This window comes from Novosphingobium sp. SG919 (genome assembly GCF_012932495.1).
In the GTDB taxonomy this organism is placed as follows: Bacteria; Pseudomonadota; Alphaproteobacteria; order Sphingomonadales; family Sphingomonadaceae; genus Novosphingobium; species Novosphingobium rhizosphaerae.
In genome coordinates this window covers 86852-108337 of sequence record NZ_JABCNG010000003.1, presented here as the reverse complement: position 1 = coordinate 108337, position 21486 = coordinate 86852, and the positions used below count along the sequence as shown (strand labels likewise).

19 protein-coding genes are annotated in these 21486 nt (G+C 67.6%); 5 read left to right on the top strand and 14 right to left on the bottom strand.

The genetic code is table 11. The features are described 5' to 3' along the window. Positions 1 to 3: 3 nt before the first annotated feature. The 7 genes from dapE to rpmH all read right to left on the bottom strand — a co-directional run bounded on the left by dapE (position 4) and on the right by rpmH (position 5362). Positions 4 to 1131 (bottom strand): succinyl-diaminopimelate desuccinylase, encoded by a 1128-nt coding sequence (dapE, locus tag FHT19_RS13490; RefSeq protein WP_169475572.1) that lies wholly within the window; start codon positions 1129 to 1131, stop codon positions 4 to 6. Further along, positions 1128 to 1796: a glutathione S-transferase family protein gene (locus FHT19_RS13485; protein WP_169475571.1), complete on the bottom strand. Its 669-nt coding sequence runs from the start codon at positions 1794 to 1796 to the stop codon at positions 1128 to 1130. Before FHT19_RS13485 ends, dapE begins: the two co-directional genes overlap by 4 nt. A gap of 188 nt (positions 1797 to 1984) precedes the next feature. Continuing rightward, a complete protein-coding gene (gene yihA / locus FHT19_RS13480) occupies positions 1985 to 2611 on the bottom strand; it encodes a ribosome biogenesis GTP-binding protein YihA/YsxC (protein WP_179506661.1) in 627 nt (208 codons plus the stop codon). A 35-nt stretch (positions 2612 to 2646) separates the two neighbouring features. Then, positions 2647 to 4452 carry a membrane protein insertase YidC gene (gene yidC, locus FHT19_RS13475; RefSeq protein ID WP_168555930.1) on the bottom strand — a complete coding sequence of 602 codons (1806 nt, stop codon included), beginning with the start codon at positions 4450 to 4452 and terminating at the stop codon, positions 2647 to 2649. A 45-nt stretch (positions 4453 to 4497) separates the two neighbouring features. Continuing rightward, complete coding sequence (gene yidD / locus FHT19_RS13470; protein WP_168555931.1) at positions 4498 to 4707, bottom strand: membrane protein insertion efficiency factor YidD; 210 nt, start codon at positions 4705 to 4707, stop codon at positions 4498 to 4500. 5 nt (positions 4708 to 4712) lie between these two features. Next, complete coding sequence (gene rnpA, locus FHT19_RS13465) at positions 4713 to 5129, bottom strand: ribonuclease P protein component (protein ID WP_168556107.1); 417 nt, start codon at positions 5127 to 5129, stop codon at positions 4713 to 4715. A gap of 98 nt (positions 5130 to 5227) precedes the next feature. Continuing rightward, complete coding sequence (gene rpmH, locus FHT19_RS13460; protein WP_109797087.1) at positions 5228 to 5362, bottom strand: 50S ribosomal protein L34; 135 nt, start codon at positions 5360 to 5362, stop codon at positions 5228 to 5230. Positions 5363 to 5543: 181 nt separating this feature from the next. Between rpmH and FHT19_RS13455 the strand changes: the two genes are divergently transcribed. Then, positions 5544 to 6863, top strand: a complete 1320-nt coding sequence (locus FHT19_RS13455) for a CHASE3 domain-containing protein (protein ID WP_168555932.1) — start codon at positions 5544 to 5546, stop codon at positions 6861 to 6863. A 64-nt stretch (positions 6864 to 6927) separates the two neighbouring features. Here FHT19_RS13455 and FHT19_RS13450 read toward each other — a convergent pair whose 3' ends face one another. The 4 genes from FHT19_RS13450 to FHT19_RS13435 all read right to left on the bottom strand — a co-directional run bounded on the left by FHT19_RS13450 (position 6928) and on the right by FHT19_RS13435 (position 12588). Beyond that, the gene (locus tag FHT19_RS13450; RefSeq protein ID WP_169475570.1) at positions 6928 to 8220 is read right to left on the bottom strand and encodes a serine hydrolase; all 1293 of its coding nucleotides are present in this window, start codon (positions 8218 to 8220) and stop codon (positions 6928 to 6930) included. 119 nt (positions 8221 to 8339) lie between these two features. Continuing rightward, positions 8340 to 10706 carry a TonB-dependent receptor gene (locus tag FHT19_RS13445; protein WP_169475569.1) on the bottom strand — a complete coding sequence of 789 codons (2367 nt, stop codon included), beginning with the start codon at positions 10704 to 10706 and terminating at the stop codon, positions 8340 to 8342. 128 nt (positions 10707 to 10834) lie between these two features. Then, entirely contained in the window at positions 10835 to 12001 is a 1167-nt protein-coding gene (locus FHT19_RS13440) for a LuxR family transcriptional regulator (RefSeq protein ID WP_169475568.1), read from the bottom strand. A 149-nt stretch (positions 12002 to 12150) separates the two neighbouring features. Then, on the bottom strand, positions 12151 to 12588 hold the full coding sequence (locus FHT19_RS13435) for a hypothetical protein (protein ID WP_169475567.1): 438 nt from the start codon (positions 12586 to 12588) through the stop codon (positions 12151 to 12153). Positions 12589 to 12803: 215 nt separating this feature from the next. Between FHT19_RS13435 and FHT19_RS13430 the strand changes: the two genes are divergently transcribed. After that, positions 12804 to 13964, top strand: coding sequence for an aminotransferase class I/II-fold pyridoxal phosphate-dependent enzyme (locus FHT19_RS13430; protein ID WP_169475566.1), 1161 nt, complete (start codon positions 12804 to 12806; stop codon positions 13962 to 13964). Then, positions 13961 to 14455 (top strand): GNAT family N-acetyltransferase, encoded by a 495-nt coding sequence (locus tag FHT19_RS13425; RefSeq protein ID WP_169475565.1) that lies wholly within the window; start codon positions 13961 to 13963, stop codon positions 14453 to 14455. Before FHT19_RS13430 ends, FHT19_RS13425 begins: the two co-directional genes overlap by 4 nt. Before the next feature lie 12 nt (positions 14456 to 14467). On the opposite strand, the gene FHT19_RS13420 is transcribed toward FHT19_RS13425, so the two are convergent. Next, the gene (locus FHT19_RS13420) at positions 14468 to 15715 is read right to left on the bottom strand and encodes a DUF3422 domain-containing protein (protein ID WP_169475564.1); all 1248 of its coding nucleotides are present in this window, start codon (positions 15713 to 15715) and stop codon (positions 14468 to 14470) included. Between the two features lie 217 nt (positions 15716 to 15932). On the opposite strand from FHT19_RS13420, the gene FHT19_RS13415 reads away from it, so the two are divergent. Continuing rightward, positions 15933 to 18416, top strand: coding sequence for a transferrin-binding protein-like solute binding protein (locus tag FHT19_RS13415; RefSeq protein WP_169475563.1), 2484 nt, complete (start codon positions 15933 to 15935; stop codon positions 18414 to 18416). Between the two features lie 47 nt (positions 18417 to 18463). Here FHT19_RS13415 and FHT19_RS13410 read toward each other — a convergent pair whose 3' ends face one another. Together FHT19_RS13410 and glmM are read right to left on the bottom strand one after the other, a co-directional pair. Next, a complete protein-coding gene (locus FHT19_RS13410; protein ID WP_168555941.1) occupies positions 18464 to 18688 on the bottom strand; it encodes a DUF1272 domain-containing protein in 225 nt (74 codons plus the stop codon). A gap of 14 nt (positions 18689 to 18702) precedes the next feature. Further along, positions 18703 to 20043 (bottom strand): phosphoglucosamine mutase, encoded by a 1341-nt coding sequence (gene glmM, locus FHT19_RS13405; RefSeq protein WP_169475562.1) that lies wholly within the window; start codon positions 20041 to 20043, stop codon positions 18703 to 18705. Positions 20044 to 20122: 79 nt separating this feature from the next. Here glmM and FHT19_RS13400 point away from each other — a divergent pair, with 79 nt between their 5' ends. Next, positions 20123 to 21412 (top strand): cation:dicarboxylase symporter family transporter, encoded by a 1290-nt coding sequence (locus tag FHT19_RS13400; protein WP_169475561.1) that lies wholly within the window; start codon positions 20123 to 20125, stop codon positions 21410 to 21412. Positions 21413 to 21486: the final 74 nt, after the last annotated feature.

The following is a 21486-nucleotide window of genomic DNA, read 5'->3' as shown; positions in this document are numbered from 1 at the left end:
CGGCTACTGTGTCAGCGCAGCCAGCGCGATGCGGCGATAGATGCGGGTCAGCACGCGCAAGTCTTCCATCGCCACGGCCTCGTCCTTCTTGTGCATCGTCGCGTTGCATAGGCCGAATTCCACCACCGGGCACAGTGCGCGCAGGAAGCGCGCATCCGATGTGCCGCCGGTGGTGGAAAGTTCCGGCGCCACGCCGGTTTCAGCCTCCACCGCCTGGGCGATCAGGCTGGAAAAGGCGCCGGGCAAGGTGATGAAGCTTTCGCCCGAGATGACCGCGCGTGCCGTGCCGCCATGGCGCGTGGCGATGGCGGTCACCCGGTCGACCAGGCCTTGGCCGGTGTGCAGGTCGTTGAAACGGATCGACAGGCGCGCGCGGGCCTGGGCGGGGATCACGTTGGTGGCCGGGTTGCCCACCTCGATGTCGGTCACTTCCAGGTTCGAGGCCTGGAACCAGTCGCTGCCTTCATCCAGCACCAAGGCATCGAGTTCGGCGAGCATGGCGACGAGGCGCGGGATCGGGTTGTCGGCCAGGTGCGGATAGGCAACGTGGCCTTGCGCGCCATCCACCGTGAGCCAGATATTGACCGAGCCGCGCCGGCCGATCTTCATCATGTCGCCCAGGCGGTTGACGCTGGTGGGTTCGCCCACCAGGCACAGGTCGGGCAGGGCGCCCAATTCACGCATCCGCTCGATCAGGGCCGCCGTGCCATAGCGCGCGGGGCCTTCCTCGTCTCCGGTGATGATCAGGCTGATCGTGCCGGCTTCAGCCGGTATATCGGCCAGCGCCGCCACGAAAGCGGCGATCGCCCCCTTCATGTCCACCGCGCCGCGGCCATAGAGCAGCTCGCCGCGCCGTTCTGCCGTGAACGGCGCGCTGGTCCAGCCCTGGCCAGGGGGCACCACATCGAGGTGCCCGGCAAAGGCGAAATGGCGGCTGCCGACAGGGCCCTGGCGGATCGCCAGCAGGTTTTCCACCGGCCCATCGGGAGCCTCGCCCTCGACAAAACGATGCACGGCAAAGCCCAGCGGCACGACCATGGCTTGGAGCATGTCGAATACGCTGCCGGTGGCCGGGGTGACACTGGGGCAATCGATCAGGCGCTCGGTCAGGACGACGGGATCGGCACTCATGCTTGGCTCGTTTCCTCGAACTGTTCGATGGTCCACTCCTCTTCCTCGGCCGCGTCGATCCACGCCTGCATCCACGGATGCTCCCACAGGGCCTGCATATAGGCGAGGGCAAAGCCGGGCACGCCCACGCCATACGTGACGAAGCGCGAGACCACCGGGGCATAGATGATATCGGCCGCGCTGAACGTGCCGAACAGGAACGGCCCGCCCTGGCCGAACCGGGCGCGCGCCTCGGCCCACAATTGCAGGATGCGCACGATATCGGCGCGCACGTCATTGCGCACTTCGGCCACGGCCTGGCGGCGGCGGATGTTCATCGGCATGTGCCCGCGCAGCGCGAAATAGCCCGAATGCATTTCCGCCACCAGCGAACGCGCCATGGCCCGTGCCGCATCGTCCTTGGGCCAAAAGCGGTCGCGGCCAACCTTGTCGGCCAGGTAATCGATGATCGCCAGGCTGTCCCACACCACCGCCTCGCCATCCCACAGGATCGGCACTTTGCCCGATGAAGGCGCCAGGTTGGCATCGCGGCGCTTGGCCTCGTCCCAATCGTCGCCATAGAGCGGAACGGTGATTTCCTCGAAAGCCAGGCCCGATTGCTTGCACGCCAACCAGCCACGCAAGGACCAGCTGGAATAGTTCTTGTTGCCGATGACCAGCTTCATGCGGGGGGCCTTTCGAGGGATCGCCTTTCCGCCTAGAGCCTGGGGCGCGGGCTGTCGAGGGTGTGCGGGCCCGCCCGCCCCTCCGTCAGCCCTGTGGGCTGCCACCTCCCCATCGGTGATGGTGAGGACCTGATCCTCCCTGACGAAGGCGGGGAGGGGGACCGCCGCGAAGCGGTGGTGGAGGGGACTTAGACTGCCGCGTCGTCCAGCACGGCGCCGCGCAGGGCGGCGATGCCAAGGCCTTTTTCCGAAGACGTCACGCTCACATCGGGATGCGCGGCAATGTGCTTGCGCGCGGCGGCCTGCGTTTGCGCCACCACTTGCTCCAGTTCGCTCGCCTTGATCTTGTCGGCCTTGGTCAGCACCACGCGATAGCTGACGGCCGCTTCATCGAGCATCTGCATCATTTCGGTGTCCACCGGCTTGATGCCGTGGCGGCTGTCGATCAGCAGCAGTGCGCGCTTGAGCACCACGCGCCCGCGCAGGAAATCGCGCACCAGGCGGCGCCACTGTTCCACCACTTTGGGCGGGGCCTTGGCAAAGCCGTAGCCGGGCATGTCGACCAGGCGGAACAGCGTGGGCTGGCCCACTTCGAAGTAATTGAGTTCCTGCGTGCGCCCCGGCGTGACCGAGGTGCGCGCGAGCGACTTGCGGCCGGTCAGCGCGTTGAGCAGCGAGGACTTGCCCACGTTGGAGCGGCCGCAGAAGGCGATTTCGGGGAAATCCGGATCGGGCAGGAATTTCAGTTGCGGGGCGGATTTCAGGAATTCCACGCGGCCGGAAAAGAGCGCGCGGGCGCGCTCTTCCAGGGCCATCAGGCGCAGGCCTTCCGCGTCAGGTCCGGTTACACTCACTTGTTCTTGGGCTTTGCATTGGAGGGGGTGTTGCGCGCCGCGCTACGATCCAGGTTCTGCTGGTCCTTGGCCGCCTGCGCCTTCAATTGCGGGTGGCGGCTATAGAGATAGCGCTGCTGGGCAATCGTGAGCAGGTTCGAGGTGATCCAGTAGAGCAGCAGGCCCGAGGCGAAGGGCGCCATCACGAACATCATCATCCACGGCATCAGGCCCATGATCTGCTGCTGCGCCGGGTCCATCGCGGCGGGCTGCAGCTTGAACTGCAACCACATCGTCACGCCCAGGATGATCGCCAGCACGCCGATGGCCAGGAAGCTGGGCGGGGTGAAGGGCAGGAGGCCGAACAGGTTGAGCACGTGGAGCGGATCGGGGGCCGAGAGGTCCTTGATCCACAGCACGAAGGGCTGGTGGCGCATTTCGATGGTCAGCACCAGCACCTTGTACAGCGCGAAGAACACCGGGATCTGCAGGAAGATCGGCAGGCAGCCGGCCAGCGGGTTCACGCGCTCTTCCTTGTAGAGCTTCATGATTTCCTGCTGGGCCTGGGCCTTGTCGTCCTTGTAGCGTTCCTGGATCGCCTTCATCTTGGGCTGGAGCGCGCGCATGGCCGCCATCGAGGCGAACTGGCGCTGGGCCACCGGGAACATCATGCCGCGCACCAGCAGGGTGAGCAGGATGATCGCCAGGCCGAAGTTCTTCACGCCATGGAACAGCGAATCGAGCAGCCAGAAGATCGGCTTTTCGAACCAGCGGAACCAGCCCCAGTCGATCGACAGCGACAGGTGCGTCACGCCCTGCTTTTCGTAAGCCTCGAGGACGTTGTTTTCCTTGGCGCCGGCGAAGAGGCGCAGGGTCTGGCTTTGCGTCTGGCCCGGGGCCACGCTTGCGGCCGGCCAGATCAGGTCGGCGGCGAACAGGCTGTTGCCGAGCGAGCGGAAATCGGCGGTGGGCTTGGCGCCGCCATCGGCCGGGATCAGCGCCGACAGCCAGTAGATGTCGGTAAACCCGATCCAGTTGGCAGCGCCCGCCGGGGCAACCGATCCGGCCTTGGCCACATCGGTATAGTTGTTGGAGAAATTGACCGAGCCATCGAATGCGCCGATCGGGCCGGAATGGACCTGCCAGGTATCCTGGCTCATCGTCTTGTCGGTGCGGTTGATGCGCGCGAAAGGCGCGACCGAGGCGGCCGTGGGCGCGGCGTTGGTCACGCTCTGCGTCACGGTCAGCATGTAGTTTTCATCGATCGCATAGCGCAGGGCATACGTCTGCCCCGTGGCGTTCGACCAGGTCAGCGTCACCGGCGTGGCGGGCGTCAGCTTGGTGCCTTGCGCGGTGAACACGGTCTGCCCGTTGGGCGCGGCAATGCCGTTCTGGCCCAGCCAGCCCACTTGCGCGAAATGCTGCGCCGGAGTGCCGGCGGGCGAGAACAGGCGGACCGGGGGGCTTGCCTTGTCGATCGTTTCGCGGTGGCGCACCAGGGTGAGGTCGTCGACCACGCCGCCGACCAGGTTGATTGAGCCCTTGAGGCCGGGCGCATCGATCGCCACGCGATTGCCGGCAGACAGGGCCTGGCTCAGGTCCTTCTGTTCCAGCGCCACGTCGGCCGGGGCCTGCAGGCCGCCTTCGCGGGTGGGCTTGGCCGGCGGGCCGTCGGTGGTGGGGGCAGCCGGGTTTGCGGCCGGGGCACTGGCCACAGGCTTGCCCTTGGGCTGCGGATAGAAATAGGCGATGCCGTAATCCCAGCCGATCAGCAGCAGGCCCATCAGGACCACCGCCAGGATCAGGTTGCGCTGTTTCTCCACTGTGCCTCGCGTTTTGTTGAATTTAGCTGGTTGGAAAGGGGCGCCCTAGGGCACGGGATCGTAGCCGCAGCCACCCCAGGGATGGCAGCGCAATAGCCGCAAGCCGGCAAGCCAGCTACCCTTAATCGCACCATGCTTCTGCCACGCCTCGATCGCGTATTGCGAGCACGAGGGCGCGTAGCGGCACGAGGGGGGCAGGATGCGGGAGGGGCCAAGCTGCCAGCCCCGGGCGATGAGGATGAGCAGGCGCTTCATGGGCTTTATCGGCCGTAAGCCGGCTTGGGTTCGGTGCGCGGAGCGTTCTTGCCGCCCGATTTGCCGCCGGGCCGGTTTCCCGGCTTGCGCGGCGGATCGCCCTTGCCGGCGGCGGCGCGGGCCAGGGCCTGCACCAGTTCGCTGCGCAGCAGGGCGAAATCGCGTTCCACCCCGTTCTCGCGGCCGATCAGCACGTGATCGGCCCCGGCAATGCCAAGGCTGGGCAGCAGATCGCGCAGCAGCGCGCGAAAGCGCCGCTTCATGCGGTTGCGGACCACGGCATTGCCGATCTTCTTGGTGACCGTCACCCCAAAGCGCAGCGAGCCATCGGCGCGCGCAAGGGGGTTCACCAAAAGAACGAATCCGGGCCTTGCGACCCGGATTCCGCGATTGGCGGCGAGAAAATCCGCACGCCTGGCAATCGTGACCAACCGGGCACTGCACCGAGGAGATCGGGGCCGAGGAGAGGGGGCGAAATCCGCCCCTGCCTCATCCGACATGGTGCCCGGAAGGGACGCGATCAGGCCGACAGGTTCTTGCGGCCGCGAGCGCGACGGGCACGCAGCACCTTGCGACCACCGACGGTGGCCATGCGGGCGCGGAAGCCGTGGCGACGGGCACGCACGAGGCGGCTGGGCTGGAAAGTGCGCTTCATGGTTCAGCTCTTCTTCTTGTCTGGCGAATCGGAACAACAGGCACGCCGCCGCAACCGACGCCGAGCCGAAATCAGGGGTGGGCCGATAAGCGAGGCGGGGGCATCCGTCAAGCATTTGCCGCGCCCCCGTACCGCACCCGACCGCGCTTGCCGCATCGCGGGCAATTGTCTAGGTGGGGGCATGGTTGCCGACGAAACCGGGCAGGCCCACGCGTCGGGCCATATATGGCGCCGCAGGCCGGCGTGGCTGACTTTGGCCTTGTTTGCCGTGCTGGTGCTGGCGTTGCTGGGCACCTTTGCGCTGATCTTTGCCACCGTGGATGCCGAGCGGGTGCAGCGCGAGCAGGCCGCGCGGACCAGTGCTGTGCTCGCCGCGCTTGATGGCATCGTGGCCGCCACGCTCAATGGCGAGACCGGGCAGCGCGGCTATTATATCACCTACGATCGTCGCTACCTGGAACCCTATGACCAGGGCCACGCGGCCTATCTTGCCGAAATACGCGCGCTGCGCCGCCGGCTGGGGCGCGAGATCGATCCGCAGCAGGCCGCCCTGGTCGACGAGATCGAGCGGCTGGGCGATGCCAAGTGGGCCGAAATGGCCGGCACCGTGGAACTGGTGCGGCGCGGCGAACTGGTCGAGGCGCGGGTGCGCACGCTGTCTGACGAAGGGCAGCTGGCGATGGAGGGCCTGCGCCAGGCGGTGGGCCGGCTGGAGCGCACCGAGCGGGCAAGGCTGGACGCGGCAACCGACAGCGCCGCCGTGGCCGAGGCGCGCGTGGTGCCCTCGCTGGGCCTGCTGGCGGTGATCATCGCCATCGCATTGGTGCTGGGGCTGTGGCAGGTGATCCGCACCGCGCAGGCACAGGCCGCCGCAGCCAATGCCGCGCTGATCGCCGAAGCGCGCGATCGCGCCGACTTGCTGGCGCGCGAATTGAACCACCGCGTCAAGAACCTGTTCGCGGTGATCCTGGCGATCGTGAAGATGTCGGCCCGGGGTGACACCGCCGCGGCGCCGGCGGTGGACCGCATCGCCAAGCGCATCCACGCGCTGGTGACCGCGCACGACGTGACGCAGGGGCGGCTGGATGGCGAGGGCGAAGTGGACCTGGCCGACCTGGTGGCCAAGGCGATCGCGCCCTATCGTTCGGACAGCGAGCGTTGCAACCTGGCTGGGGGCGCCCTGGTGGTGTCGGGCCGCCATGCCGTGCCGCTGGGCCTGGTGCTGCACGAACTGGTGACCAATGCGGTCAAGTACGGCGCCTGGGCCGCGCCGGGCGGCCTGCTGGAAGTGCGCTGGGGCGTCGACGCGGACAAGACCGTGCGACTTGTCTGGCAGGAACGCGCCGCCGCGCCATTGTCGCTGCCCGAAGACGGCGTGCCGGCGCGCGAAGGCTTTGGCTCGGCGCTGATTCGCAGTTCCGAACGGCAACTGGGCGGGCGGATCGTGCGGCGCTTCTCGCCCGAGGGCATCATGGTGGAGATCACCTTCCCCCACCGCTGAGCGCAAGGACGCCGGCAGGCGCGGTGGCTTGCCGGCGCCCACGCCATCGCGGGCGTGGCAGGTGTCAGGGCCGGGGGGTGGTGCCGGCCCAAGTGGTCAGCGTCTTGAAATAGGCCAGGGTTTCTTCCAGCGCGCGATTGCCCAGGTCCGATCCTTCGGGCGGGAAGAAGCTGAGCTTGACGATCACCGTGCGCGTGGCGGGGTGGACATAGATGAACTGCCCCTGCAGGCCGAGCGCGGTGTAGGCGCCGGTATCATCCAGCTTCCACCACTGGAAGCCATAGCCCGAGCGGGCGAAGGGATCGGTCACTTCCGGCGGCGGGGGCGGCGTGCCGGGATCGGCATTGGGGATCATCGCGGTGGACTGGCGCACCCACTCGGCCGGCACGATCTGGCGGCCGTTGAACGTGCCCTGGTCCAGCATCATCTGCCCCAGCCGGGCAAAATCGCGCAGCGTGGCGTTATAGCCCATGCCGTTCAGTTCGCGGCCCACCCCGGGCGCGCCATCGGCCAGCCAGTAGCCATAGGATTCCATGCCCATCGGCTGCCACAGGTTCTGTGCCATGAAACTGGCGAGCGGCTGCCTGGTCGCGCGTTCCAGGATCCAGCCCAGCACGCTGGTATCGAGCGTGGAATAGTTGAAATGGCTGCCCGGCTTCCACTTGCGGCCCAGGCGCGGCGCGGTATCGGCAAAGCGTTCGGTGTTGGCGACAATGGCGTTGAGGAAGATCTTGGCCGCCGTGCTGGGCGTGGCGCCGAAATCGTAGCGTTCCTCGTAATCCACGCCCGAGCGCATCTGCAGCACCTGGCGGATCGTGACCCCGTCATAGCCCGAGCCCTTGAGTTCGGGGACATAGTCGGTGACCGGCTGGTCGATCGACTTGATCGCCCCCTGGTTCACCGCGATGCCGACCAGCAGCGAGGTGATCGACTTGGCCATCGAAAACGAGATGTAGTGCGTGGCCGCGTCGGTGTTGTTGCGATAGCTTTCGTGCACGATCTTGCCATCGCGCATCACCAGCATGGCATTGGTGAAGGTGCGGTCTTCCCAGGCGTCCTCGCTCATCCGCGTGGTGCCCAGCACGGCGTCGGGCAGGGCCTGGTCCGCGCGCGGCAGGGCGGCGATGGGACCGGAGCGGGGCACCGGGCGGGTCTGGAACAGCTGGTCCATGTTGTGGAAGGCCAGCATGTTTTCGGGCGCTTCGAGCATGTGGGTGCGCGCGGCGGCAAGGTTGGGCGGCACGGCGCCACTGGGCAGCACATGGGGCGGCGCGGTCTGCGCGCCGGCAGCGGCGCTGGCGCACAGGGCAAGGGCGGCACAGGCAAACGTGAGGGCGGCCTTGGGGCGGAAAGCCATGGCAGGGATACCTTCTGGATGATCGACAAGGGGGAAAGGGGGCCGGAAGCGTCAGGGTTGCTTCCGGCCCAGGCAGGCGGCGCCCCGGCCGGGGCGCCCAGTAAAACTTCAGGCCGGCATTACTGGCGCATCACCAGCGTGAGGCCGAAGGTGCGCGGCCGCTGCGACAGGTTGCGATAGGTGCCCACGCCCGCCACTTCGATCGAGCGGGAGAGGATCGTCGTCTCGTTGGTCAGGTTGTCGACGAAGACCGACAGATCGTAGACGCCATGGCGCACCCCGGCGCGCAGGCTGGCATAGTGCACCTGGGGCAGGGGATAGGCGCCCGGATCATAGCCGCTGGCGCGCGGATCGGTGAGCGCGGCCATCTTGGCCTTGCTCTTGTACTGGTAATCGGCGCGCAGATAGCCGGTGGCCGCGCCCAGGCTGGTTTCATAGCTGGCGCCCAGCGTGGCGGTCCACGGGTGGGTTTCCAGGTGATCGCCCACCGCCGCGATCAGATAGCCGGGCGCCGGGTTGGCCAGGCCGCTCACGTTCTGGGTGAGGCGGGCATTGGTATAGGCCACCGTGCCGTCCAGCGTGAAACCGGGCGCCACGCGGGCCGTGGCCTGAAGATCGAAGCCCTGGCTGCGCGCCTTGCCCAGGTTGGCGGTGAACTGCGCGCCGCAATGCTGGAGATAGACGTTCTGCTGGATGTTGCTCCAATCCACGTGATAGGCGCTCGCCGCCAGGCTCACCCCGCCCACGCGCGTCTTGGCCCCGGCTTCATAGCTCCACAGGCTGTCGGACTTGTAGGTGGCGGGCACATCGGCAAAGCCGAAGCCGGTGAGATCGGCGCCGCACTGGCTGAGCGGCACCGGGGCGTTGGTGCCGCCGATGCGATAGCCCTTGGCCGCCGTGGCATAGAGCAGCGTGGTGGGCGTGGCCTGCCAGTTGAGCGCGAACTTGGGCGTGACCGGGTTTTCGCTGACCGACTGGTTGTTCTGCAACTGGTAGCCCGAAACCGGCCCCTGGAACAGCGAGTTGCCTTCGAACCTGGTGTGCGCCACGCGCACCCCGGCGGTGACCTTGAGCGTATCGGTCAGCTTGAGCGAGCCTTCGGCAAAGCCGGCGATCTGCGCGTCGGCGCCGCGTCCGTCACCGGCCAGCGAATACTTGCCATCGACCAGCGGCGTGCCCAGCACCACTTCGGGCGGCACGCCGCCAAAGATATCGGCAAAGTTGGGGTCATAGACCTGCTCGCCGAAATGCTGGACCGACTTGGCATAGAAGCCGCCCAGCACCCAGGTGAGCGCGGCGTTGCTGTCGGCCGATTGCAGGCGCACTTCCTGGGTAAAGGTGCGCTGGTCGTTGCGCATGTAGGCCAGGGCCTTGTGGTCGGTGCCCACCCAGGGGCTGCCGACGAACACGGCGGGCCATATCGTGGAATAGTCGATCTCGCCGCTCTGGTCGCGCACATAGTAGGACGTGTTGCTGATCAGCTGCACCCCGCCCAGGTTGGCGCTGATGTTGAGCGCGGGCATGTAGAAGCGGTCGCGATCGGGCGAGCCGTTGGGCGCGCCGCTGACGTACTTGCCCTTGGATGCGTCGGACTGGCTTTCCCACCACGGGCTGGTGTCGGCGTTGACGCGCTTTTGGTAATAGAGCGAGGGGGTCACTTCCACGCCATCGACCGGCGCCCATTTCAGCGCGACACGGGCCACCTGGGTCCAGCTGGAATTGACGTTCTTCAGATAGGGGGCGTTGGTCACCACCGGGTTGGCGTTCTGCCGGTCGATCCAGCCGCCATCGTGGCGATACCAGACGCTGGCGGCGATCCCCAGCTTGTCCTTGATCAGCGGCGCGGTGACCGACACGCCCAGTTCGCCCGATGCCGCGCCGCCCTGCGTGGCCGCCGCTTCGGCCCGGCCATAGATGCGGGTATCGGTCAGGCTGGGCTGGGTGGTGATGAAGCGCACCGTGCCGCCTTCCGATCCGGCGCCGAACAGGGTGCCCTGCGGCCCGCGCAGCACTTCCACCCGCGCCAGGTCGAACACGGCGGGAAAGGCGTTGGTGGTGGAATAGCCCACCACCCGGCTCTGGATCGGCGTATCGTCGATATAGACGCCGGTGGTGGCGGCGCCCACCGTGGAGCTGACCCCGCGAATGGCGATGTTGGTCTGGTTGCCAAAGCCATTGGGATCGAACTGGATGCCCGGCGTCTGCCGCACGACCCCGGAAATGTCCTTGATCCCGCGCGCATCGAGCGAGGCCTGGCTGAGCGCGGTGACCGACTGGGGCACCTTGCTGAGCGTTTCGGCGCGGCGGGTGGCGGTCACCACGATTTCGCCGGGGGCGGTTTCGGCCGGGGCGGTGGCTGCAACCGGGTTGGGGGCTGCGTCCTGCGCCAGGGCCGGCGTGCCGCTCCACGCCAAAACGATCGCCAGGGCCAGCGGGGTGCCCCGGGCAACGGCGGTCTGCGATCGATGGAAGTGTTTGCGCTGCATCGTCTATCCCTCATCGTGCGGCGGTTGCGTCTGGTTCGTTCCGCCCAGCCCGTTCCGCCTTTGTCGCTGCGATGATGAAGGGGTTGCAGGCCGGCCTGCACCTCCCATTTGGGATATAGACTGCGATCTCAGTTTGGTTGTGGAGAAATGGCCACGCGATGGCCTTGGCTGGACAGGGAATGCAGCACCAGGCGCACGAGATCGGCCTGCCGCCCCGTGCCGGTCTTGCCAAACAGCTGCTTGAGCTGGATGCGCGCGGTGCCAACCGTGATCCCACGGCGGGCGGCATAGTCGCTGAGCGTGGTGCCGGCCGCGAGCGCGGCTGCCAACTGGGCTTCGGCCCCGGTCAGGCGGAACAGACGGGCCAGATCGGCAGGGGCCGCTTGCGTGCGGCGCTCGGGCGCGGCGATCAGCAGCAGCACTTCATCGCGGGCCGAACCGGAAAGGCCGGCCCCGATGCTGGCCCCGATACCGGCCTGGTTGGCGCCGGCCACGGCGCGCACGTGCAAGGGATCATCGCCCGAGGTGCCGAGTGCCAGCACGTCGGCCTGGCCCGTGGCGGCATCGGCCACCAGCGCGCGCAGGGCGGCGTTGTCCGGCACGGCGGGCGCGGTCAGCACGCCGCCGCGCATCGTCAGGTGCGGATTGCCCGCCAGCAGGGCCTCGGCCATGGGATTGTGCCAGGCCACGCGCATGGCGCGGTCGCACGCCACCATGGCCAGATCGGTGGCGCGCACCGCCTGTTCCAGCGCGCGGACGCGGCGCGCGGTTTCGGCGGTGTTGAGCCACAGCCGCACCGACTGGCGCAAATGCGGCAGCAGGGATTGCAGCACCGCTTCCTCGCACGCATCGACATCGCGATCGTCGCCCGGCGCGCGATGGAACACCAACGAGAAGTGCGAGGTTTCGGTCAATCCGAAGCCCACCCAGAAGCCCGGCCCGACGCCGCACCGCGCCAGGCCTTCGCGCATGCTGGCGTGTTCGCGGTCGCTCAGGTCCAGGCTGCGGAAATCGCTGCCGATGCCGCTGTCGCTGCGGCGCGGTGGGCGGCGGTGAAAGCGCGGATTGGCGCCGGAATTGGCCCAGGAATCGTGCATCTTGGCATGTTCGAGCGACAGCGAATCGCGCGCCGTCCACACTTGTTGCAGGCAGGGGCGCGCCGAAGACAGCACTTGCGCCACCGCGCTGTGCACGCCCAGCCGCTCGCGCAGCAGATCAAGCACGGCCAGCCAGCGACCCTCCTGCTCGATCGAGCCATAGAGGTTGAGCAGCAGGGTATCGTCGAGATGCGTCACGGGCGGGCCATGCCTGGCAAGAGGGCGACAGATGACACGCAGTGTAACGGAGCGCCCGGCCATGGCAATGGGGCGTCCGGCATGGCCCCGGCGCCTGCCCGAAAGACGGCACGCCGCCAACACGGGCAGCGGGCGAAACAGGCGTCAGCCTATCCCGGCTGGCCGGCGAACAGGCTGACGATCGCCAGAGCAAGCGCGAGCACGACGATGCCCAGGCCGATATAGCGGCGGCGGCGCAAGGCGTGGGCAGCCGGGCTGCGCGCGGCCGCCGCGCGAGAGGCCGATTGCCAGTGCCAGCCTTGCCCGTCGATCCAGGCGCGCAGTTCCCTGCCCGCCATGATCCACAGCCCAGCGGCAAGCGCCGCGCAGGCCAGCGCGATGCAGGCCAGCGCCGCCGCCGGAAAGCCGGCGGTATCGGCATTGCGGCATTGCGCTTGGTTGGCACGGGCTTCCACCGTGGCGCAAGGGCCGCTGCCGGGCAGGGCGACCAGCGAATTGCCGGCAAGATCGGTGGTCTGGGCTTCGTTGACGGGCGTGGGCGGCCCGGCGGGCAGGCCGGGATCCGGCGCAGCAGAATGAAGGAACACGTGGTGTTCCGGTCGGTTCGGCATCGCTGTGTGGCCCGTCTGTGCGCTGTCCCCCGCGCCTTGCCGGTGCCTGATGCATCCCGCCCGCGTGATGACGGGCAGATTACGGCTGGTTCATCTGGCAGAAAGCTTGGCGACCGGGCGCCGGGTCCGGCCCGCGCTCAAGTGGGCGGGCGGATAGGCTGGAAGGGCAAATCGTGTTAGGCGCCATGGCCATGACTGCGCAGATCGAACCCTTTCACGCCATTGCCGTTTCCACCCTGGCACACCGCATGGCGGCCGATGCCGCCGCTGCCGGGCGCCCGGTGATCCACATGGAATTCGGCCAGCCTTCCACCAGCGCGCCAGCCGCCGCGATCGCGCGGGCGCACGCGGTGCTGGATACCGACGCGCAAGGCTATTGGGAAAGCCAGGCACTCAAGGCGCGGATCGCCCGCCATTACCGTGAAACCGCCGGGGTCATCGTCGATCCCGCGCAGGTCGTGCTGACCTGCGGCGCATCCCCCGCGCTGGTCATGGCGCTGACCTTGCGCTTTGCGCCCGGCGCGCGGGTGGCGATCGCCCGGCCCGGTTATGTTGCCTATCGCAACACCTTGCGTACGCTGCACATGGTGCCGGTGGAACTGGTCTGCGGGCCGGCTGAGCGCTTCAACGTTACCGCTGCCGCGCTGGCGGCGATGGAGCCCGCGCCCGACGGGCTGATTCTGGCAAGTCCCGCCAATCCCACCGGCACGGTGATCGCGCCCGACGAACTCGCCGCCATTGCCAAAGTGTGCCGCGAACGCGGCATCGCGGTGATCAGCGACGAGATCTACCACGGCCTCACTTATGACGGCGCGCAGGCGCAGACCCTGCTGACGGTCGATCCCGAGGCGGTGATCGTCAACAGCTTCTCCAAGTACTTCTCCATGCCTGGCTGGCGGCTCGGCTGGCTGGTGGTGCCGCCTGCCCTGGTGGACCAGGCGCGCGCGCGGATGGGCAACCTGTTCCTGACGCCTCCGGTGCTCAGCCAGAATGCCGGCTTGGTGGCGTTCGATTGCGAGTCCGAACTGCAAGGCCATCTCGCGGCATACGCACGCAATCGGCAACTGGTGCTCGATGCGCTGCCAGACCTGGGCCTGGCGCGCATCGCCCCGCCCGATGGCGCGTTTTACGTGTGGGCCGATATTGGCCATCTCACCGACGATTCGATGGCGTTCTGCCTGAAACTGCTGGAAGACACGGGCGTGGCGACCGCGCCGGGGATCGATTTCGATCCGGTCGAAGGGCGCCGCTTCTTCCGCATCAGCTTTGCCGTTTCCACTGCCGAAGTGGAAGATGCGCTGGCGCGGATGAAGCCGTGGTTCGCCGCCCGCATGGCGGAAATGGCGGTGTGACCGGCCTTGCCATCCGGCCGGCCGAGCCTGCCGATGCCGCCGCGATCTGGGCCATTGTGGAGCCGGTGATCCGTGCCGGGGAAACTTATGCCTTGCCGCAGGACATGCCGCGCGACGCGGCGTTAGATTATTGGTGTGGCGCTGGCCGCCAGGCCTTCGTGGCGCAGGATGCCCAAGGTGCGGTGCTCGGCACGTATACCTTGCGGGCCAACCAGCAGGGGCGCGGCAGCCACGTGGCCAATTGCGGCTACATGACCGCGCCCGCCGCCGCCGGCCGCGGCGTGGCGCGCGCGATGTGCGCCCATTCGCTCGATGCCGCGCGGGCCGCAGGATTTCGCGCGATGCAGTTCAATTGCGTGGTCAGCACCAATGCGCCGGCGGTACACTTGTGGCAGGCGATGGGCTTTGCCGTGGTCGGCCGCCTGCCCGGCGCGTTTGACCACCCGCGCCATGGCATGGTCGATGCCTTGGTCATGTTTCGCGTGCTATAACCATTATCATGATTATTCGCTGGCGTTGCCGTGCCACACCTGTTGGCGCGCCCGGCGCAGTGTCAGCCAGGTGGCGAGAACGACCAGCGGGGTGAGCACGCCGACGGCGAGGCGGGCATCGAAATGCACCAGGCTTTCCCCGCCTTCCAGCATGTGCCCGATCAGCGCCGTGGCATAATAGCTGATGCCCACGACCGACAGCCCTTCGACCAGGTGTTGCAAGCGCAACTGGCGCGCTGCGCTGCGTTCCAGCGAGGCGAGCAGTGCCCCGTTCTGGTTTTCGATGCGGGTTTCGATGCGTGCGCGCAGCAGGGCGGTGAACTGTCCGGCGCGCGCCGCCACTTGCGCTTCGCGCCGGGAAAAAGCCGCGCAGGTGCGCACGGCGGGCAGAAAGCGCCGCTGGGTGAATTCGGCCAGCGAAAGGAAGCCGGGAATGGGGTGTGGCGCAAGGTCGGCCAGGCGCTCGTCCACCAGCAGGGCATAGGCGGCCGTAGCGCTCATGCGATAGTCGGTGCTGCTGGCGACGGCGGCAATGGCCAGCGAGAGCGTGGACAGCCGGGCCATGAGATCATCGTCGCGCACGTCGCTGCGGGTGAGTGCTTCGCCCAACTGGCGCAGATCGGCTTCCGCGTCGTCCAGCCGGGGCCAGGCCGCGCGCGCCACCGGCAGGCCGAGCAGGGCAAGGTTGCGGTAGTTGCCCAGTTCCTGCAGCCGCTGCACGGCGCGGGTCAGGTCGCCCCCTTCCAGCCCGCCAGCGGCCACCAGCATGCGGCCATAGCCATCGGGCGCGATGCGGAAATCCGACCAGATGCGCATGGCGCCCGCCACGTGGCACGAAACCAGGTCCTCCCCGGCAAAGCCCATCGCGGGCAAGGCCGCTTCGGCGGCGGCTTCGTCGGCCACGATCAGCAGCCGCGTGGCGCGCACGGTGGCGCCTGGCAGGCTTTCCATCCAGCCGATCGCCTGGTCCAGCGCGTCGCCCGCATCGGCCGGGGCGAAAAGCGTCTGCGTGCTCGCTTCGCTATGGCGTTCCCAGGTGAAAGCCAGGCCGCCGGCAAGCGTGCCAGAAACGTGGCGGCGATAGGCGCGGCGCACTTCGCCGCCATCTGGCATGGCGCCCCACGCCGCCCATTCGGCATCGCGCTCTGCATCGCCGACCAGCCGCACCATCTGCACCACCTGCATCGGTGCGCGCAGCACCGGCCAGCGGCGCAAATGCATCTCGCTCACGATCTGCCGGCGCCATTCGTGTTCGTGCATGGCTTTTCTCCCCCCGCGCGCAGAATGCGCCCGAAGCGGGGGCAAGGCAATTCGTCCTTGGGCGGGGTTCGCGATAATCCGAAACAATAGGTTTATTAAGGTTGCAAAAGGCGTTGCAGGGCGCAGCCGGAATGGTACCACGCCGACGGACGCAATCGGGCACCACGTAATGGCGCTGGATTGCCGGCGACGAAGGCGGGCAACAGGGGAACAGGGAATGGCATTGCAAGGGATGCGTGCCGGGCAGGGTGCCCGGCACGGTGCGGCGCGTGGGTGGGCCGCCTGGCCGCTGGCGCTGGTGCTTTCGGCCTGCGGCGGGGGCGGCGAAGTGGCGAGCACGCCCGATCCGACGCCCAGCCCCACGCCCACGCCAACGCCCACCGGGCCGGTCAATGCCGATCTGCTCGGGCCGCTCAAGACGGAAAGCTTTGCCAACCTGGCCGTGCGCGCCACGGGCAGTTTCGATTCCAGCCTGCGGCCCAAGGTCACGGCTGCATCGACCACCGCCACGTTCCGCTATGACGCTGCGGCGCAGACTTATTCACTGAGCAGCCCGAGCGGATCGATCACCTTCGCCAAGAGCGAGATCGATGCCAGCCAGTCCAGCGCCACGGCCACCGTCTATGCCAAGCGCAACGGCAGCACGACCGACTTCCTCACCGTGACCAAGCCCGGCACCTCGGGCACGCTGACCTATCGCTATGTCGGCAGCGCGTTCTGGGAGCATTCGGTGGTTGGCACCAATTCGGGCAGCGGCACCGTGGATGCGCTGGTCTATGGCGCGCCGACCGCCGACGCGGCGGTGCCGCGCACGGGCAGTGCCATCTATGCCCTCGATGTGCTGGGCGTGCGCACCACCGGCGCGGGCACCGAGCCGCTGGTGGGCAGTGGCACGGCGGCGGTCGAGTTCGCTTCGGGGCAGCTCGTGTTGACCGGCACCACGATCCAGACTCTCGGCCAGCCGTTCACCGACAATTTCCGGGGCAGCGGGACGCTTGCCTCGGCCGGCAACGGCTTTTCGGGGAAAGTCACGTTCAGCGATTTCCAGGTGGAAACGGGCGATTTCAAAGGCCAGTTCTTTGGGCCGGATGCCGGCGAAATCGGCCTGAGCTTTGCCGCCAAGTCCAGCAACCCCAGCAACAGCTACGATTCGGTCGCCGTCGGCACGATGACCGGGCGCAAGAGCGGCACGGGCGCCCTGGCCTTTGCCGATGGCCATCCGGCAACGCCGGTTATCCTGACCACGACGGCCAAGGAAGCCACGTTCACTTCTACTGCGCCGATCGACGACAACGATGCCGCGCAGACGTTCGGCAGCGTGACCCAGGGCGACGTGGCGATGACGATCGCGTGGGATGGCAGCCATTATACGCTCACCACGCCGGCCGGCACGCGTACCTATTACGATTATGGCTATTCCCGCACGCCAGCGCTCAACGTGGCGACCGCCAGCTATAGCGCCACGCTGACGACCTATACCGCCACCACCAGCGGCGGGGTGCAGACCAACCGGTTCGACAATGCCGTGTTCGGCGCGGTCACGCCCACGGCCTCGATGCCGCTTGCGGGGACGGGCCATTATGGCCTGTCGCTGCGCGGCTATGCAGTGGAAAACGGCAGCAAGAACATCCTGCTTGCCTCGGCCACCGGCGCGCTCGATGTGAATTTCACCACGGGCGCCATCGGGCTGTCGGGCACGATGACGCTGGGCGAAAGCTATTACCTGGCCACCCGCTTCCGCACGCCAGACCGGGTCGGTGCCCTGAGCGGCAGCGGCACGCTCGCGGCCAGCGCCAACAACTTTTCAACCTCGCTGACGTTTGACCGCTACAGCGGCACGATGGCGGGCAATTTCTTCGGTCCCAAGGCCAACGAAGTGGCCGGCACCTGGCAGGCGAGCGGGGGCAGTGCCAGCGGCACCGCGTTTGGCACGTTCCAGGGCATCGACTCGTCGCGGTTCGGCGGCTTTGCCGATCAGGTGCTGACCAAGGCCTTCGACTATGCGCCGATATCGCAGGCGGAGCTCGAATACGGCTATGCCATGGTGCAGTGGACGCCCTCTTCGGGAAAGTATGAATTCCGCCCGTCCTCGCAGGTCTTCGGCCTTTCCGTTGTCGCGCTCGACAAATCGAACATCGTGGCGGGCAAGGGCACGAAGCTGGCCGATTACTATGCCTTGACCGACAACAGTGGCAGCATTGAGGGCTTGATCGCCAAGCATGACGGTTCGGGCACGACCTACACCTACCTCGGATTTGCCGATATCACGGCAACGATCGCGGCCGATCCCACCCATCCGCAACGCATGTTGAGCTACTTCGGCTATCCCACCCAGGCCCGCCCCACCAGCGGCAGCGCCACCTACAAGGGCGAGGCCATGGGGCAGGGGCATGTCGGGGCGCTTGACTATACCGGCAGGCTGAAGGGCACCAGCAGCTTTTCGGCCAACTTCGATACCGGCGCGCTGACCGCGAAAGTGGCGCTATCGACCACCGAGGACACGGCCCGCACCGTGGGCACGTTCTCGCAAAGCGGCACGATGGGCAGCAACGGGGCGTTCACGCTGAACGACAGCCGCAGCGTGCAGACGATGATGGGGCAATTCTTCGGGCCGGGTGCCGAGGAAGTGGGCGCGCGCTGGTCTTACCAGAATGGTGACGCGCTCGCGATCAACGGGATCGCCACCGCGCGCAAGAATTGATCCCTGCCCATCCGGGCGCCAGCCACGCTGGCGCCCGGATGGCACGTTCAGGGCTTGTAGCGGCGTTCTTTGGCCGGTGGATGCTTGGCGTGCAGCGCCTTGGCCCGGGTGGGCCGGTCCATCAGTTCGCCCTGGCAATTGGGGCAGCGGTCATCCAGGTCTTCGGCGCATTCGGCGCAGAACGTGCATTCGAACGAGCAGATGAACGCGCCGGGCGCTTCGGCCGGGAGTTCGGTGCCGCAGCGTTCGCAATCGGGGTGCATGGCCAGCATAGTGCAGGGTTCCTTCAGGCAGCGGCTTTACGCACGGCGTCGCAGATGGTTTCGACCACTTCGGCCACTTCGTCGGCGTCGTCGGCTTCGGCCATCACGCGGATCACCGGTTCGGTGCCCGATGGGCGGATGACCAGGCGGCCGCGCCCGGCAAGGCGTGCTTCGGCCTGGGCGATGGCGTCCTTGACGCTATCGGCCTCCAGCGGCTTGCCCCCGGCGAAACGCACGTTCTTGAGCAGTTGTGGCACCGGATCGAACAGATGCAGCGTCTGGCTGGCGGGCTTGCCGCTGGAAACCAGCGCGGCCAGCACCTGCAGCGCGGCGATCGTGCCGTCGCCGGTGGTGGCGTGGTCGGTCAGGATCATGTGGCCCGATTGCTCGCCGCCCACGTTGAAGCCGCCCTCGCGCATCTTTTCCAGCACGTGGCGATCGCCCACGGCGGTGCGCACCAGGTCCAGCCCCTGGGCCTTGAGAAAGCGTTCGAGGCCGAGGTTGGACATGACCGTGGCGACCACGCCGCCGCCGGTCAGCGCGCCGCGCTTGGCCATCTGGCTGCCGATCAGCGCCATGATCTGGTCGCCATCCACGGTCTGGCCCTTTTCATCCACCACGATCAGGCGGTCGGCATCGCCATCGAGTGCAATGCCGATGTCGGCGCGCACTTCGCGGACCTTGGCCTTGATTGCGTCGAGATGGGTGGAGCCGACATTGAGGTTGATGTTCTTGCCGTTGGGTTCGACGCCGATGGCGATCACTTCCGCGCCCAGTTCCCACAGCGCCGAAGGGGCCACGGTATAGGCCGCGCCATTGGCGCAATCGACCACGATGCGCAGCCCATCGAGGCGCAGGTTGTGCGGCAGCGAGGCCTTGACCGCGTGGATATAGCGGCCGCGCGCATCCTCGATGCGGCGGGCGCGGCCCACGTCGGTGGCCGGGGCCAGGCCGAGGTCTTCCTCCAGCAGCGCCTCGATCGCCAGTTCGTCTTCATCCGACAGCTTGAAGCCATCGGGGCCGAACAGCTTGATGCCGTTGTCTTCGAATGGGTTGTGGCTGGCCGAGATCATCACGCCCACGTCGGCACGCATCTCGCGCGTGAGCATGGCGACGGCGGGGGTGGGCAGGGGGCCGAGCAGAACCACGTCCATGCCCACGCTGGTGAACCCGGCGGTCATCGCGTTTTCCAGCATATAGCCCGAAAGGCGCGTGTCCTTGCCGATCACCACGCGGTGGCGGTGATCGCCGCGCTGGAAATAGGTGCCGGCCGCCTGGCCCACTTTCATGGCGGTTGCCGCGGTCATCACCCCGGCATTGGTCCGGCCCCGGATGCCATCGGTGCCGAAGAATTTGCGTCCCATCGCGAAGATCTTGTCCCTTTGCTTGGCGCCCCCAAGGCCCCATTGCACTGGCTCCCTACACCATTATTCTCACCATGGCATGAACCAAGCGATTACCGATCCGTCATCCGCCCCCGAAGGCGGCCTTCCCCCGATCACGCGCGTACCGGCGCTGTGGATTTTCCTGGGCCTGGTCGGTGGACTGGCGCTGGGGCTGGCCCTGGCCTTTGCCGCGCCGGGCGCCCTGCCGCCAGTCCTGGCCGTGGCCGGGCCGGTGGGCGATCTGTGGCTGCGGGCCTTGCGCGCCACGATCATGCCGCTGGTGGTGGCGCTGCTGTTCACCGGCGTGGTGCAGACCGTGGCGGCCGCCCGCGCCGGGGCGATGGCGCGGCGGGCGCTGGCCTGGTTCATGGTGGTGCTGGTGGGTGGTTCGGCCATGGCCGGGCTGTTTACCCCGCTGCTGCTGGCGCTGGTCCCGATCCCGCAAGGGGCGGGCGCGGCGCTGCGCGCCAACGTCGGCGCGGCGGCGGCCGACACGGCCACGACGATGCCTTCGCTTGCCGATTTCGTGACATCGATGGTGCCGGTCAACGTGTTCACCTCGGCCGCCGGCGATGCGGTCTTGCCGGTGATCCTGTTCACCGGCGTGTTCGCCATGGCGGCCACCCGGCTGGTGGCGGCGCAGCGGCAAAGCCTGCTGGTCTTTTTCGAGGCCATTGCCGGCGCCATGCTGGTGGTGATCGGCTGGGTGCTGTGGTGCGGGCCGGTGGGGGTGTTCGCCTTGAGCCTGGCGGTGGCGGCCAAGAGCGGCACCGCCGCGATCGGGGCCCTGGCCCATTACGTGATGATCGTGGGGCTGACCGGCACCGTGGTGTTCCTGGCGGCCTATCCGCTGGCAGTGCTGGCCGGGCGCCAGCCGCTGGGCGCCTTTGCCCGCGCCATGCTGCCGTCGCAGGCGCTGGCGCTGTCCACCCAGTCCTCGCTCGCCTCGCTGCCCGCCATGCTCAACGCCTGCCGCAGCCTGGGCCTGCGCGATGCCACCAGCGAACTGGTGCTGCCGCTCGCGGTTGCGCTGTTTCGCGGCACCGGCCCGGCGATGAACTTCGCCGTGGCGATCTATGTGGCGCACTGGTTCGGGGTGCCGGTCGATAGCTGGCACATGCTGGCCGGCTTTGCCGTGGCCAGCGTGATGAGCTTTGGCGCGGTGAGCCTGCCTGGCACGATCAGCTTCGTTACCTCGATCGGGCCGATCGCGCTGGCCATGGGCGTTCCGGTAGAGCCGCTGGCCTTGCTGGTGGCGGTGGAAATGCTGCCCGACCTGATGCGCACGCTGGGCAACGTGACGATGGACGTGGCCGTGACGGCGGCGGTGGCTGCCCATGACGATTGATCAGTTTGCGCTTGGACCACGATCAGAAAAATTCACTGGAAATCGCTGTCAAATGCCATAGGCCGCGATGGCAA

Bases quoted from the DNA above. Each gene is read 5' to 3' on its own strand.
- glmM (WP_169475562.1), bottom strand. From the start codon at position 20,043: ATGGGACGCAAATTCTTCGGCACCGATGGCATCCGGGGCCGGACCAAT.
- FHT19_RS13410 (WP_168555941.1), bottom strand. From the start codon at position 18,688: ATGCTGGCCATGCACCCCGATTGCGAACGCTGCGGCACCGAACTCCCG.
- FHT19_RS13450 (WP_169475570.1), bottom strand. From the start codon at position 8,220: ATGGCTTTCCGCCCCAAGGCCGCCCTCACGTTTGCCTGTGCCGCCCTT.
- FHT19_RS13415 (WP_169475563.1), top strand. From the start codon at position 15,933: ATGGCATTGCAAGGGATGCGTGCCGGGCAGGGTGCCCGGCACGGTGCG.
- yihA (WP_179506661.1), bottom strand. From the start codon at position 2,611: ATGGCCCTGGAAGAGCGCGCCCGCGCGCTCTTTTCCGGCCGCGTGGAA.
- FHT19_RS13430 (WP_169475566.1), top strand. From the start codon at position 12,804: ATGACTGCGCAGATCGAACCCTTTCACGCCATTGCCGTTTCCACCCTG.
- FHT19_RS13400 (WP_169475561.1), top strand. From the start codon at position 20,123: ATGAACCAAGCGATTACCGATCCGTCATCCGCCCCCGAAGGCGGCCTT.
- rpmH (WP_109797087.1), bottom strand. From the start codon at position 5,362: ATGAAGCGCACTTTCCAGCCCAGCCGCCTCGTGCGTGCCCGTCGCCAC.
- FHT19_RS13445 (WP_169475569.1), bottom strand. From the start codon at position 10,706: ATGCAGCGCAAACACTTCCATCGATCGCAGACCGCCGTTGCCCGGGGC.
- FHT19_RS13455 (WP_168555932.1), top strand. From the start codon at position 5,544: ATGGTTGCCGACGAAACCGGGCAGGCCCACGCGTCGGGCCATATATGG.
- FHT19_RS13420 (WP_169475564.1), bottom strand. From the start codon at position 15,715: ATGCACGAACACGAATGGCGCCGGCAGATCGTGAGCGAGATGCATTTG.
- yidD (WP_168555931.1), bottom strand. From the start codon at position 4,707: ATGAAGCGCCTGCTCATCCTCATCGCCCGGGGCTGGCAGCTTGGCCCC.
- dapE (WP_169475572.1), bottom strand. From the start codon at position 1,131: ATGAGTGCCGATCCCGTCGTCCTGACCGAGCGCCTGATCGATTGCCCC.
- FHT19_RS13485 (WP_169475571.1), bottom strand. From the start codon at position 1,796: ATGAAGCTGGTCATCGGCAACAAGAACTATTCCAGCTGGTCCTTGCGT.